Origin of the sequence: Methanosarcina hadiensis, assembly GCF_046529725.1 — an archaeon.
Classification (GTDB): Archaea; Halobacteriota; Methanosarcinia; order Methanosarcinales; family Methanosarcinaceae; genus Methanosarcina; species Methanosarcina hadiensis.
This window is the reverse complement of record NZ_CP136241.1, coordinates 1,889,921-1,904,652: the sequence shown is the minus strand read 5'-3', so window position 1 is coordinate 1,904,652 and position 14,732 is coordinate 1,889,921. Positions and strand designations below refer to the sequence as shown.

General features: G+C 40.9%; 9 protein-coding genes and 1 pseudogene. 4 read left to right on the top strand and 6 right to left on the bottom strand.

Features of this window, described 5'->3' with window-relative positions:
• The first annotated feature begins 472 nt into the window (after positions 1 to 472).
• Both RSJ42_RS08105 and RSJ42_RS08100 read left to right on the top strand, forming a co-directional pair.
• Positions 473 to 4,942: a PAS domain S-box protein gene (locus RSJ42_RS08105; RefSeq protein ID WP_410510063.1), complete on the top strand. Its 4,470-nt coding sequence runs from the start codon at positions 473 to 475 to the stop codon at positions 4,940 to 4,942.
• Between the two features lie 629 nt (positions 4,943 to 5,571).
• Entirely contained in the window at positions 5,572 to 7,635 is a 2,064-nt protein-coding gene (locus RSJ42_RS08100) for a histidine kinase dimerization/phosphoacceptor domain -containing protein (RefSeq protein WP_410510062.1), read from the top strand.
• Between the two features lie 215 nt (positions 7,636 to 7,850).
• Here RSJ42_RS08100 and RSJ42_RS08095 read toward each other — a convergent pair whose 3' ends face one another.
• Positions 7,851 to 8,084: a hypothetical protein gene (locus tag RSJ42_RS08095; protein ID WP_410510061.1), complete on the bottom strand. Its 234-nt coding sequence runs from the start codon at positions 8,082 to 8,084 to the stop codon at positions 7,851 to 7,853.
• 650 nt (positions 8,085 to 8,734) lie between these two features.
• Here RSJ42_RS08095 and RSJ42_RS08090 point away from each other — a divergent pair.
• Both RSJ42_RS08090 and ilvE read left to right on the top strand, forming a co-directional pair.
• On the top strand, positions 8,735 to 8,947 hold the full coding sequence (locus RSJ42_RS08090) for a hypothetical protein (RefSeq protein WP_410510060.1): 213 nt from the start codon (positions 8,735 to 8,737) through the stop codon (positions 8,945 to 8,947).
• A 333-nt stretch (positions 8,948 to 9,280) separates the two neighbouring features.
• Positions 9,281 to 10,131, top strand: a pseudogene (ilvE, locus tag RSJ42_RS08085) (branched-chain-amino-acid transaminase).
• Positions 10,132 to 10,408: 277 nt separating this feature from the next.
• Here the strand turns inward: ilvE and RSJ42_RS08080 are convergent.
• From RSJ42_RS08080 to RSJ42_RS08060, 5 genes are all read right to left on the bottom strand, one after another.
• Positions 10,409 to 11,296: a PrsW family intramembrane metalloprotease gene (locus RSJ42_RS08080; protein ID WP_410510059.1), complete on the bottom strand. Its 888-nt coding sequence runs from the start codon at positions 11,294 to 11,296 to the stop codon at positions 10,409 to 10,411.
• Between the two features lie 162 nt (positions 11,297 to 11,458).
• A complete protein-coding gene (locus tag RSJ42_RS08075; RefSeq protein WP_410510058.1) occupies positions 11,459 to 11,944 on the bottom strand; it encodes a hypothetical protein in 486 nt (161 codons plus the stop codon).
• Positions 11,945 to 11,992: 48 nt separating this feature from the next.
• Complete coding sequence (locus RSJ42_RS08070; protein WP_410510057.1) at positions 11,993 to 12,604, bottom strand: hypothetical protein; 612 nt, start codon at positions 12,602 to 12,604, stop codon at positions 11,993 to 11,995.
• Between the two features lie 534 nt (positions 12,605 to 13,138).
• Positions 13,139 to 13,420, bottom strand: coding sequence for a MarR family transcriptional regulator (locus tag RSJ42_RS08065; protein WP_410510056.1), 282 nt, complete (start codon positions 13,418 to 13,420; stop codon positions 13,139 to 13,141).
• A 283-nt stretch (positions 13,421 to 13,703) separates the two neighbouring features.
• Positions 13,704 to 14,723, bottom strand: coding sequence for a glycosidase (locus tag RSJ42_RS08060; protein WP_410510055.1), 1,020 nt, complete (start codon positions 14,721 to 14,723; stop codon positions 13,704 to 13,706).
• Positions 14,724 to 14,732: the final 9 nt, after the last annotated feature.

The following is a 14,732-nucleotide window of genomic DNA, read 5'->3' as shown; positions in this document are numbered from 1 at the left end:
AATAAGATATAAAAATTTTCATTTATATCTGGGTGAACTGAAATAGGGGACTTGTAAAGTATCTTTTTTAAAGTATATAATTCACTGGATAATTTGTAATTTATTATATGATTGGATATAATAATAACTGTGTTATACATGCCATTCATTGTAAATAATATTTTTAGATACCATCTTAAAAATTAATATATGATCAGTATCATAAATATGTCCAGAGGCAAATCAAAGATTACAGGAAAACAAAATTTGTGTGGTAGGATATGGCAGTAAATAATTCGATTTATCCTGCTTGAAGCGATAAAAAAGATTTCACTGACATTCAATGTGAGAATGTAAGAAAAATGAACGATTCGGGCATAATATTGTTGGGGTATGGCTGAATCATAGTAATGCCAGTTCTGTCCAGTACAAATATCGGACTACAGGGGATTAATGGAATAGTAATATTCCGTTTAAAGTGGGTTGGAGTCTTATGTTTACTTTAAAACAACTGAATGCTGAAAAAATCGAGATCCAGATGAAGGGGCGGATTGAGGAACTTGAAAAAACCAATCAGTCTCTACGTGCCGAGCTTCTGGAACGCTCACTTTCTGAAGAAGCCCTGCGCATATCGGAAGAGAAATATCGCACGCTATTCAATTCTACCGATGAGAGCTTTTTCGTTATAGAGGTGGTCTTCAACAGCAAAGGAAAAGCTGCAGATTATCGGATCCTTGAGGCTGACCAGTCGCAGGAAAAAGTAACAGGGCTCCTGGACGTCGGAGACAGGCAGGTTAGCAAGCCTGTTCCCGAGATAAATAAAAACTGGATCAAGAGCTTCAGTCAGGTCGCTTTAACAGGCGGTTCAGTCCAGTTCGAAAGCCGGATTGAGGATGTCGACAGATGGTTTGATGTTCGGATCTTGCGTATTGGAGACGAATACAGCAGAAAAGTTGCTGTTATTGTCAAAGACATCACAGAGCGCAAGAAGGCTGAAGAGACACTGCTAAATGAACGCGCCCGCCTGCAGGCAATCATTGATACCATCCCGGCAGGCTTCCTGATCAGCGATGCCATCACTCAGATCTCTGCCTTAGAAGAGATTCAGGTTCAGGCTGAAGATCTCGAGGCTCAAACCGAAGAACTCCGGATAGCTAATGAAGCATTGTACGAAAGTGAAAAACGCTTTGAGCTCCTGAACGAAGCTAATGCACTCCTCCTTTCAAGCAATGAACCCGAGAAAGTGATCCAGACCATAGCTGAGAAGGTAATGCATTACCTGAACTGTAATGTATTTTTTAACTATATCTATGATGAGGCCCGGGACAGGCTTCATTTAAATGCCTGCAGTGGGATAAATGCAGAGGCAGCTAAAGAGATCGAATGGCTGAATGTAGGGGATGAGAAGGCCATCTGGAGCTGTGTAGCCTGTAATAACTGCCTTATTTTCGCACAGGACTGGCAGAATAATAAAGATAAACGGGAGAACCTTATACAGACAACTTTTATCCAGGCGTACGCCTGTCAGCCTCTCCATGCAGGAGAAACAACAATAGGCACACTTTACTTTGGCAAGAAAAATAGAGTGAGCTTCACGAAGGACGAACTCTGTCTCATGAGCAGCGTAGCCAACCAGATATCAATAGCTATTGAGCGCAAGTTTGCCGAGCGTAAGATCTCCAGATATAACCGTATTCTGGAAGGAATAAATAATATCTTCAGCAGTGTGGTCCAGGCAAAAACAGAAAAAGAACTGGGAAATGAATGCCTGTCCGTAGTTCTGGAAGTGACTGGCAGCCAGTTTGGTTTTATCAATGAAATAGGCGTTGATGGGCTTCTGCATGATGTTGCAAAAAGCGAACTGGCATGGGAACAGTGCTTTATGTACGGCAAGACAGAACACTCCTGCCTACCTGGAGACTTTGCTGTCCATGGCCTGTACGGAAGCGTCATTAACAACAAAAAAAGCTTCTATACCAATGATCCACAGTCACATCCTGACAGCATAGGTTTGCCTCACGGGCATCCGCCGCTCACTTCATTTCTTGGCGTTCCTCTTTTACTTGACGGGAAAATTATGGGCCTGATTGGAGTCGCAAACCGGGAAGGCGGCTATAGCTCCGAGCAGCAAAAAGATCTGGAAAAGCTTGCATCGGCAGTAATACAGGCATTGCACAGAAAAAAAGAAGAGAAAGAGCGGGCTTGGATGGAGGAGGCACTGCGCAGGAGCGAAGAAAATCTGCGTCAGAGGCTACTGGAAATAGAAAATCTTTACCGCAATGCTCCAGTTGGCCTGTGCGAGCTGGACCGGGAACTCCGTTATGTCCGCATCAACGAGTTGCGCGCGGAGTTTAACGGTTTTTCAGTTGCTGACCATATAGGTAAACAGGTAAAAGATATAGTTCCCCAGTTTGCCGATATAATGGAATCCAGAATGCTACATGTACTGGAAACGGGGGAGCCGCTTCTCGATATAGAGGTAGCAGGCGAGAAAATGTCGCATCCGGGCATCAAGCGAAGCTGGCTGGAACAGTGGTTGCCTATTACTGATGATCAGGGTATTGTTACCGGCCTGAACATTGTCGCAGAAGAGACGACCGAGCGCAAGAAAGCAGAAAAGGAGCTTACCAGGGCATATGAAGATATCCAGGCCAAGTCAGGGGAACTTCATAAAATCAATGATGAATTAAAGGCTCAATCCGAGGAGCTTAAGGAAGCAAATAAAGCACTTGTTGAGAGCGAAAAGCGTTTCCGCACATTAGCTGAGAATTCTCCGGATATGATCGTTCGGCTAGACCGGAAAAAACGCGTCAGATACGCTAATCCTGCTTTTGTAGAAATTTATGGTCGATCTAAGGAAGAAATTATTGGGAAAACTCCGGGTGAGCTATGGAGGTATTACGGACAATTAAATTTCTGGGAAGAACACTATGAGAAGGTATTGGCTACAGGAAAAACCGAGACGGTAGAGTCTCAATATGTATCACCGCGTGGGAAAAAATATTATTTTAATACAAAAATAGTGCCAGAATTTATTGACGGCAAAGTTGTCTCTATCCTTGAAATTTCCCGGGACATTACGGATCAGAAAAAAGTTGAAAAAGAATTGAAATTAGCCCGGGATTACAACCGCAGTTTGATTGAAGTAAGTCTTGACCCACTGGTTACTATTGGATATGATGGTAAAATTACCGATACAAATACCGCTACAGAACTGATTACAGGATATACCAGAGATGAGTTAATTGGAACTGATTTTTCGGATTATTTCACCGAACCCGAGAGAGCGAGAAAAGGATACCAGCACGTGTTCCAGAAAGGACTGGTTCGAGATTATCCTTTAGAAATTCTACATAAAGACGGGCATATAACGCATGTCCTGTACAATGCATCGGTTTACAGGAATGAAAACGGGGAAGTCATCGGGGTTTTTGCTGCAGCCCATGATATTACTGAGATAAAAAAAGCCGAAAAAGAACGTCAACTTGCTAGCAAATACAACCGCAGTCTAATAGAAGCAAGTATAGATCCTCTGGTCACTATCGGTCCTGATGGGAAGATTACAGATGTAAACAGAGCTACGGAATCCATTACCGGTTATTCTCGCAGGGAATTGATCGGGACTGATTTTTCTGACTATTTTACCGAACCCGAGAGAGCGAGAAAAGGATACCAGCATGTGTTCCAGAAAGGACTGGTTCGGGACTACCCATTGGAAATTTGGCATAAAGACGGGCATATAACGCATGTCCTGTACAATGCATCGGTTTACAGGAATGAAAACGGGGAAGTTATTGGGGTTTTTGCTGCAGCCCGTGATATTACTGAGATAAAAAAAGCAGAAGAAAAAATCCAGACGCTTGCAAACATTGTAGAATCATCGAATGATGCTATTATAACTGAATCTCTTGATGGCATTATTACCAGCTGGAATAAAGGAGCAGAGCAGATCTACGGTTACATGGCTGAAGAAGTCCTTGGAAAAAACAGGTCTATACTTGAACCGGAAAATTTTAAAGGGGAAATAAAGCAGTTATCTGACCAGATTAAACAGGGAAAAAAGGTCAGGCACCATGAAACTTTAAGGTTGAAAAAGGACGGCACAACAGTAAATATCTCAGTAACTCTTTCTCCTGTTTTTGATGATTCAGGAAAGCTTGTGGCTATCAGTGATATTGCCGGAGATATTACGGAAAAGAAAATTGCAGAAAACCTGCTTTATGAAAAACAGATAGCTGAAGCTGCAAACCGTACCAAGAGCGAGTTCCTGGCAAATATAAGCCATGAACTGAGAACTCCACTTAATTCAATAATAGGGTTTTCTGATATGCTTTATGAACAGGTATACGGAGAACTGAATAAAAGACAATTGAGAGCCGTAGAAAATGTTTCAAATAGCGGTAAACATCTTCTGAACCTCATTAACGGCATTCTGGACCTTTCCAAGATAGAAGCCAAAAAAATGGAGCTGGATTATAAAGAATTTGATCTTGCTGCCAGGCTTAATCTTATACGAAACATCCTGCTCCCCATAGCAGACAAGAAAAATATTAGAATAGAAATCGTTATAGATAGCGGGCTTACAAGAATATGTGCTGATGAGGAAAAGTTTGTTCGGATAATGTATAATCTTGTAGATAACGCTATAAAGTTCTCTTACGAAAACAGCTTTGTAAGAATAAGAGCAAGGAAAAAGGGAGATATGGTCGAAATAATGGTTAAGGACAGAGGAATCGGGATAAAACCTGAAGACCAGCACAAGCTTTTCAGGCCTTTCAGCCAGGTTGATACTTTTTCCTCGAAAAAATACCAGGGAACAGGACTTGGCCTGTCTCTGGTTAAACAGATAGTACATCTGCATGGAGGGTATGTCTGGTTCAGGAGCCATCCGGGAGAAGGGAGCACCTTTGCTTTTATAATTCCGATAGGAGTAAATGTGAAAGTACCTGTTTGCTGTCAATAAAAATCAATTAATATCCAATATCTACTAAAGAACACAAAAAAGAGAAACAGAATATTAAAAAGAGTAATAGAATATTAAAAATAGAAATAAAATATTAAAAAGAAAAACAAAACATTAAAAAGAGAACGCAAAAGAGAGTATAGCTTCAAAGAATCGAGATTTTCAAGCCTGTAATGAATCCATGAAAATAAAGATTGTGCAGGATCATTGAGGTTTCTTTTTTAAGTAATTTCCAAAATCTCTGTTGTCACAGCTTAGAGCTTCGTTTTATCTTTTTAAATTTCCGTTTTTGATAAAAATATATTATTTCCTGCAAACAACTTTCAAATTACCAGCTTCAAAATTAATATATGATTAATTTCATAAATATTATTAAATAATACATTGGCGACACATAAAATGATAAAATTTGCTGGAAAGCGAAAGAATAGAATGAACTTTAATTATCTGCTTGAAGCAGCAAACAGGAAGAATTCTTATGGTCAAATAATGTGCAGGATGGAATAAAATTGAGTGGTTCAGGCAGGATTACCTGGGGCTGTCAGGATCACTTCCATATTAATCTCACTAAAAAAGTCAAAAAATGAGATTAAAAAATACCAGTGCCCTGCTTTGGGGGAGTGGGGAATATGACTATTTCCAACCTTTTAAATAAGGAAGAACTGGAGTTTCTGGTACGGGAACAGATCTCTAAATTAGAAAAAACCAGCCAGGATTTACGTGCCGAGGTTATCGAGCGCAAGCAAGCAGAGGAAGCCGTGCGCAGGTCTGAGGAAAAATACCGGACCCTGTTCAATTCGATTGATGAAGGCTTTTTGATTATAGAGATGATATTTGATGAGGATGGGAAGCCTGCAGACTACTGGATCCTTGAAGCAAACCGGCCACAGGAAAAGATAACAGGACTCAGGGATATCGAAGGCAAGAGGGCACATGAAGTATTTTATAACACAGGGAATCACTGGATTAAGAGGTTCGGTCGGGTAGCTTTGACTGGCGACCCGGTCAGGTTTGAGGAAAAGGACGAGAATGCAAACAGATGGCTTGAGGTCTACGCCTCACGTATTGGGGGTGAATACAGCCGAAAGGTTGCTGTCCTCTTAAAAGATATTACCGGATGCCAGAAAGTAGAAGAGAAACAGTCATTACTGGATTCTGTTCAGGCGGAAAAAAATAAACTATCAGCCCTTATAAACAGTATACCTGATGAGATCTGGTTTGCAGATACAAATAAGAATTTTGTCCTGGCAAATCAATCAGCACTTAAAGAATTCGGCCTGGCCTCCAAAGGGATATGTATAGAAAAAATGGCATCAGGCCTCGAAATTTATCGTCCTGACGGCAGCCCCCGTCCTGTTGATGAGGCTCCCCCACTGCGAGCGCTTAAAGGAGAAGTGGTCAGAAACCAGGAAGAAATTATTCGAACTCCGGCGAGCAATGAGTTACGGTACCGTCAGGTAAATGCCTCGCCAGTTAGAGATATTGATGGTAGTATTATCGGATCGGTGTCTGTCGTACGTGACATCACCGAACTCCTCACCGAAAGAAAGAGGGTTGAAATAGCCCTGAAAGAAGCATACAGTACTCTCGAAGAAAAAGTCAAAGAACGTACAGAAGAGCTCGAGAGATCTTACAACTCATTGAAAGAAAGCGAAAAAAGTCTGGCTGAAGCTCAAGAAATGGCTCATATCGGAAACTGGTATAGAAACCTTGCAACTAATGAGATATACTGGTCTGATGAAGCTTATCGTATTTTTGGATTTGAACCTCAACAAGCTGGCGTAAATTATGATCTATTTTTAACCCGTGTACATCCTGATGACCGGGAATACCTGTGTAAGGCAACAGGAAAGGCTTTAAAGGGAAAACTCTCAGGCATCGATTATAGAACAATTATGAATAACGGGGAGGAGCGAATAGTTCATGAAGAAATCAAAGTTGTTTTTGATGACAAGAACATTCCTGTTCAGCTAAGAGGAACGGTTCAGGACATTACAGAGCGTAAAAGAACCGAGAAGGCTCTGGTAGATCTCGAAACCGCCCGCCAGAAGGAAATTCACCACAGGATAAAAAATAACCTGCAGGTTATTTCCTCTTTGCTTGACCTTCAAGCTGAAAAGTTCAGTGATAGAGAACATATAGAGAGTTCAGAGGTCTTTGAATCCTTCAAAGAAAGCCAGAACAGGGTTCAATCAATCTCTATAATTCATGAAGAACTTTATGAAGGCGAAGAAACCGATAAACTTGATTTTTCTTTATATCTGGAGAGACTCGTCGAAAACTTTCTCAGAACTTACAGACTCGGGAATATGGATATCGACCTGAAAATGGACCTGGAGGAGGGAATTTTCTTTGATATGGATACCGCAGTCCCGTTAGGAATGGTTGTTAATGAACTGATATCCAATTCCCTCAAGTATGCGTTTCCAGGCAGTAAAACAGGAGAAATAAGAATTAATCTCCTGAGCGAAGAGGTTGTAAAAGAGAATGATATAGATTCATTTCCAGAAAAAAATACCAGGTATACTCTTATCGTCTCTGATAATGGAATTGGAGTTCCTGAAAATATCAATTTTAAGAATCCGGAAACCCTTGGCCTTCAACTCGTAAATACTCTGGTAGATCAATTATATGGTGAAGTCGAGCTAAAAAGGAATAAAGGAACTGAGTTTATCATTAGATTCGGTGCATAATAAACAGGGAATTACTAAAAAATTACTTGCTTAAAAAGCAAGACTGCTACAAAAGGCAGGACTGCTATAAAAAGCAGGACTGTTATAAAAGCCAGAATTAGTATAAAAAAACAATCTTGCTTATAATCAATTATTCCTCAGTAGCTGCATAAATAAGTTCAAATATTGGAATTAAAGATCGAGTCAAAACCGCCTGGAATAGCTTTGCAAGCATTTCATACTGCAACTTCAAAAGGATAAACTTCCTTCCATCTGTCGCCCATGATCGAGCTGATGCCCCCTTCTTCTACTATCATTTGCATTGTATCCCCTTCTATCCTGAGAGTTAGAAGGTCTCCATTTTCATAATAATCACATTTAATAGGAGAAGAATCTCCATAATGCAGAATGGCAGCACCGCAGTCATACAAAACTAGATAGTTATTTCCTGATTGGAATTTTCGCTTCATGTGGAAGATCTCCCGGTAATTTTTTCTGGGACCTCTCGAAATTTTTAACATTATAAATAGCACATATCTTTATTAATATTTTTCCCCTGTAATGTCCCTTTGCCTTCCAGAATATGTTTTCACCGGTGATCTGGCAGACCTGAGTAGCGGTAATATAAAGTTGGATATGGAGGCAAAACCGGAATTAATGGACATTTGCTGCCAGTATGTGAATTCGTGCCAGCAGGTGAAATCGTTATCGCATCATCTATGAGCTATATTTGGATTTGAAAAAACCTTATGTTATTGACTTCAGTAATTGGACCGGCTATTTTTTTACTTAATATATTTAAAAATTTGAAAGAAGAGGTTTTGTCTTATTTTTGTTTAAAGCGAAATAAGAAACGATAATGTATTTAGAAGATTATATAAAGGATCTAATAAAATAATATCATGAGAAAAACCTGGAAACTCGGAAACCTGGCAGCTCAATAACCCGGAAACCTGGCAACTCAAAAACCTGGAAAATTAAAAATCCGGAAAACTAAAAATCCGGAAAACCAAAAATCCGGAAAACCAAAAATCCGGAAATCGGAAAATCCAGGGTTCTAACATTAAAAGTATTTTCAATAAAAAAATTAAGGAAGATAAAAATTTTATAAGAAGGAATTATGAACCGAAAGAGTGTCCTGGATAAAATAGAGGAATTATCTTTAATCTATGAAAATGGGGTTTTATCACATCCCTACTGGTACATCCCACCGAATAAAAGGTATTTAATTGAAATCCATGATGAGTTATTCCAGGGAAAATCTGAACTCAGATTGACCTTAAACGAAGTCGCAGCCTTATTATTAGTACATAATTTGATCGAACTGGACTAATATAGGGAGAAATACCCGAGTCCTTTCCTAATATGGCTTCTACGGGCTTGAATTTATGTTAGTAATCTGCCTGCCGTTTGAGCGTTATCTTTTTTAATACATAGACAGGCTCGCTCAAGGGTGCTGATTTCCTGAAGAAGAATTAAAACTGTTTTAACCGGATGAGGAAGATCTGAAAAGTTGGAAAAAACCAGAGCCTTAATAGAAATAATTACCTGCGAGTATAAGTCGTAATATAAAAATACTAAAATGAAAACATAAAAGGAATAATTGAAGAAACCTTGAGAAAAATACTTAAACTTACACTATATTTATCCTCGCGGGGATGTCTAAATGCAGGTTTACATTGATGGAAAATATTATGAAAAAGAAAACGCAAAAGTGTCCGTATTCGACCATGGATTCCTTTATGGTGATGGAGCCTTTGAAGGAATCAGGATCTATTCGGGGAAAATTTTCAAACTTGAAGAACACCTGGACAGACTATATAAAAGCGCAAGGGCACTGATGCTTGAAATTCCATTAACCAGGGATGAATTAAAAAGGACGTGGAAGAAGCCGTCAGACGCAATCAGAAAACAAACGGCTACATCCGGCTTGTGGTTTCACGGGGCGAAGGGGACCTTGGAGTAAATCCGTTCCTCTGTAAAAAGGCCTCTGTGGTTATCATTGTAGGAGATATCCAGCTCTACCCCGAAAAATATTATGAAGAAGGCATTCCGGTTATCACATCGAGTCTTAGACGGATAAGCCCGGATTGTTTCGATGTCCGGATCAAATCGCTCAATTACCTGAACAATGCTCTTGCGAAAATAGAAGCCGCACAGTCCGGATGCATGGAGGCTGTGATGCTTACACGGGAAGGCTATGTTGCAGAATGTACCGGCGACAATATATTTACAGTGTCGAACGGAATTCTTTACACTCCCTGCCTTACAGACAGCGCACTCGAAGGGATAACCCGCAATTTTGTGATGGAAATTTCCAAAAAAGCCGGAATGGAAGTCAGGGAGACCCATTTAACGCAGTATGACCTTTATACTGCAGATGAATGTTTCCTGACAGGCACAGGGGCAGAACTGATTCCTGTCACCAGGATTGACGGCCGCATTATTGGAAATGGCAGCCCTGGCGTGTGGACGAAAAAACTCTCTAATCTCTTTAAAGAGGCGGTACATGCGTAAAAGGTATGCATAGTATGGAAAATATTCTTTCCTGCCTATTCTTGAAATGCTCAGGCCGGTTACAGCCCGGCATTTACATTAAATTTCTCCTGAAAATAAAATCATTTTACAGTTAACGGGGGCTTTTATTTGCCTGAAAATTTGAAAACCTGGACATTTTTCTCTTATTTTTTAAAACAATAAGTTAATTGCTCATTTTTCAGCATGAAAAATTTGCCGTTTTTAAATGATCGTCTTTTTCATGAAGCTTTAAACATAAGGCTTAAAGTAAATCCATTTATACATCCCTTGCTTCCGGCGGTAAAGCAGTTTGTAGCCTGACCGCTTCTCGCCAGCGCAGCCAGAGCACGTACAATCCGATAAAACCAACCACAGCCCAGGTTGTAACCGCGCCTAATCCCAGACCGATAAATGGAGTGAGAACCAGGGACATCCCGTTCCACATTGAGTGCAGAATGGAAACAAACAGGTATGCGCCAATCACTTTCAGATTAATTCGGAAGCAGCAGTCCTTACTCTCACGGAACAGTACACCGGCTAAAATTGCAGTCCAGGTCCCGTGCCCCAGTGGAGAAAGCAAACCCCGGAATAAGGTCACTTCTACTGTTGCCGAAATGCTACCGGAACTCAGCAGGAAAGCGGTAAAGGCATAACCCGTGCTTTCCAGGGCAGCAAATCCCATCCCCACTGCAGCTCCCAGGATCAAACCGTCCATCTCCGAGACATGCTGCCTGCGGCGTGCGATCACCACCACACCCAGGATCTTGGCAAATTCCTCAATTAGCCCTACTGCCAGAACCCCGCCGAAATCAAACTGGATTGGAAATAACGGTCCTATAAAAGAAGTAGCGATAATACCCACAAGCCCGCCGTACAGAAAAGCCAGGGAGACTGTAGGCATTCTCAGGCGGCTAAAACTCTTGCGCTCGTATAAGAATGCGACATATGCAACAGGGACCGTAAAGTTTCCTACCATCACCAGGCTGGGAAACAGGTTGGGATTGCCAGTCAGCAGCAATGCTAATAGCAAGAGAATATAAAAAGTTGTTGCAGATATTAACACTCTTAGCCAGGTATTTCGCCTACTTGCAGGCGCAGGCGGTTGAGCTTTTGGGGCACTGGCAGTAGTCTCTTCCCCAGGCAATTCGGTCATTTCATCAGGCAAGTGGATCTCCCCAAGCTGTTATCTCCCCAAGCTATTTTATGCAAGTCTATAAATGATTGAGCCTCTTAAATGATTGAGCCTCTTAAATGATTGAGCCTCTTAAAACTGGTGTCATATTGAAATTCAATATCCGAAGCAGATCAAAACAATGTTATGAAACACTTATTTTCCTGAAATATAAGATCTCAATTTTGTTAAAATTCCTGTTCCACGCCTGTGCAGTTTTTTGAGTTCTTCCTGATATATGACAGCTGCCGGCACTATCAGCAATGGAAGGGTTGCTGCAGCTTTAGCCCCTTCCGAAACAGGCAGCGCGGCTAAAAAGCCTGCTCCGGTAACACCATAGATAGGAACTATAGGAAAAAGCATACCTAAACCAAATGCCCTTCTGAAGTGTATGCCCAATTTTGCAGCCAGGAAGCCGTTAGACCCTATGACCACACCAATGCCGATACTGGGTCCAACGGTCCTGAACGGGTTATATGACGGCCCGATATAGAGCCCGAAATCGACACCAAAAAAGGAAACAAGGCCGTTGAATTGGTCTCTATCCTGACTGGAATTCCCTCCAAGACCTGATAAAACTATGCCTATGTCCAGCTGCAGAGGCCCTCTTCCTCTCTCCCTAGCACCCAGTATGTTAACCATTATGTTATTACTTTCCCTGATCAATAATATAATTTACCTCTATTCCGATCAGAAAAAGCCGTATCCAATCGCTGCAAGTTCCAGAAGAACAAGTATATTTATGAATTTTCCAAGAACTAATGGCAGGACCATTTTTCGAATTGGGAAAGATATTATTCCAAGGAAAATTGAAATTGCATCGCTTGGAAGAGGTGCAGCAGAATAAAAGAAAATCAGCAGGATAATTTTATTGTCATTGTACTGTTTAGTCCATTCCAATAGGCGAACTACTATGCCTTCATATTCTTTCGGAACGCACCTGCTGCCTGCTTTAGACAGATAATAAAATACCAGATCCCCGGAAAGAAGACCTACGCTTGCAAGAAAAGAAATCCATACCAGATTAACTCCGCCCAGGGATATTGCAACCAGGGATGTATAAAACAGAGTGGTAGTAAATACGGATACGCCAACAGTAATTGCCAGAATAAAGACAAAAATGTAAATGTTTTGTATACCTATCATTTCTACTATCTGTTCAGGAGTATACAAACTGAGAAGAACCGACCATGATACTATGAAAAGAGCAAGAAAAACAAAAATTATCCTGCTTTTTTTCCGGTTAAAATTGCAGTATTCGGATTTTGTATCCTGCTCAGATAGATTCATTTCCCTGACCACATTCTCCCCCAGGATACTGGTAAGAATGTTGTTTTATAATAATTTAATTTCCGGAAATTAAGTTATCCAATGTTTCTTTCTAATCTATTAATCTTCTCAAGAAGGCGAATATAGATTTTAATAGTCAGTTTAGTTTAAAATGGGCTGATAACAGAAGACAACAGAAGATTCAGATCCACATCAGTCGCTCTTTTCCAGAATCACGAGTTATATCCCTATGAATGGAAGCCCGGAGGATATGTATATCATAAACCTCAAAAAAACGGTATCTTACAAGGTATGGTTGGCAAGCAAAAAAGTGTCTATAAGGTACATGAGAACGATTATATTCCATTTGCATAAAACATTTTTAAAGATGTATATTCTTATTTAAGTATTGGAAAAATAGTGAAAAGATACTCCGAACCTGAAACGTGCAGGTCCGGGTCCTGTGTAAAGCCGGAAAGAGAACAGTAGATCTATAAGTTTCGGTAAATCTACAGGTTCGGGTGAATCTGTATAACCCTAATTAAACTTTCCATGCTCTTTTTAAACTTATTCTACTAGCTGGTTGATCTTGTTGTAGAAATCTACAATAAGGTTTGCTGCCTCACTTTCGGTGTTTAGCTGGAAAGTTCGGATCTGTTTTCCAAGCGGCTTTTCCAGGACAACGCCTGACTCGACAAGAGGTGTAATAACTCTTGATACGCTGGAGTGGGATAGGCCGGTTGCTTCAGCTATTCCTGAAAGGTAAGTTGGTTCGTTCTTGTTTTCTATCAGGTTTTTGAGCACTGTCATCTGTGCGGTTTTTCCGAAGATTTTTTCGATTGGATCCATTAATATCATCTCAGAGGTGGTGTCTTAAATAATGACTTTTTCTGTTCCAATACTATCGACGGTTTATAAACTTATCTGTTTAATGAGTAGATCAGAGTATATGCAGCCCACAAATAGTCAAAATATCTTCATCTCAACTTTTTAAGTTAGTGTCAGTTTTCTTCTCGATGTTCCAGGCTATTTTAGTGAAAAGGCTTGCTGCATAGTATAATCCCATTATTGTCCTTAAATATTGCTCTTCTGTATATAAATCTTGGTAAATAATCTCAACTTAATTCCTGATTTAGCCTTCTTTTGGATCAATATATCTGCCTCTGTGCCCCTCAAAAAATCTGCAGTATTCGTCCGGACACTGCTCCTCAGGGCACTCAAGGATATAGCGCATAATATCACTCATTTTTGCGCTTGCCAGGGATACGGACGTATCTGCGCCTCCATAATAGATGCGAATCTCGTCACCAACCACAATCCAGCCGCAGGGGAAAACAACATCATTGACATCACCGCTGCGCTCGTAGCTTTCATGGGGCCCGAAAACCCAGCCTTCCGACCTGCGGAGCACCTTTCTCGGGTCTTCCAGGTCAAGAAGGGCTAATCCAAGCCTGTAACTTATTTTAGGCGTTGTCTGGCGAACTCCGTGGTACATAATCAGCCATCCCTCGGATGTGCGCATTGGCTGCGGGGATAAACCTATCTTGTACGCATCCCACCATCCCCCTTCCCGGGCGTAAAATAGAACCTGATGCCATCCCCAGGATTTCATATCTGTAGAAAAAGAGATCCAGATATTTGCTTTCAAACTGTGATAAGTAGGCGCAGGTCTGTGGAGCATTGCCCATTTTCCGTTAAAGCTTACCGGAAAGATAGCAGCGTCCTTGTTGTCAGGTGGCAGTGTTGGACCCAATCTTTCAAAAGTTTTAAAATCCTCTGTAAGGGCAAGAGCAGGCAGAGGGCCCGAATCCGAAAAAGCCGTGTACGCCACGGCCCATTTTTCCAGCTCTTCCATATAAGTTATGCGCGGGTCCTCAATGCCGTACATCTCTTCAGGATATTTTACAGGCTCAGGAAAGAACGTTGGTTGACTGTCAATTTCCCAGTTATCGATCCCATTTTTACTCCTGGCTATCGTAAAATGAGAAAAGCCCCTGTGGTCTTCAACCCTTACCAGTAACAGAGTTTCACCGTCAACTATGGCGGCCGCAGGGTTAAAAACAGAATTAGCCTGGTAAGGCCAATCTTCAATTGTAAGTATAGGATTTCTATTATATCTTACAAACAGTTCTCCGTGGTCTTTCCAGGTCATACTATCCCC

Coding starts and splice junctions, on each gene's coding strand:
- RSJ42_RS08105 (WP_410510063.1), top strand. CDS start 473: ATGTTTACTTTAAAACAACTGAATGCTGAAAAAATCGAGATCCAGATG.
- RSJ42_RS08100 (WP_410510062.1), top strand. CDS start 5,572: ATGACTATTTCCAACCTTTTAAATAAGGAAGAACTGGAGTTTCTGGTA.
- RSJ42_RS08095 (WP_410510061.1), bottom strand. CDS start 8,084: ATGAAGCGAAAATTCCAATCAGGAAATAACTATCTAGTTTTGTATGAC.
- RSJ42_RS08060 (WP_410510055.1), bottom strand. CDS start 14,723: ATGACCTGGAAAGACCACGGAGAACTGTTTGTAAGATATAATAGAAAT.
- RSJ42_RS08075 (WP_410510058.1), bottom strand. CDS start 11,944: ATGGTTAACATACTGGGTGCTAGGGAGAGAGGAAGAGGGCCTCTGCAG.
- RSJ42_RS08090 (WP_410510060.1), top strand. CDS start 8,735: ATGAACCGAAAGAGTGTCCTGGATAAAATAGAGGAATTATCTTTAATC.
- RSJ42_RS08065 (WP_410510056.1), bottom strand. CDS start 13,420: ATGGATCCAATCGAAAAAATCTTCGGAAAAACCGCACAGATGACAGTG.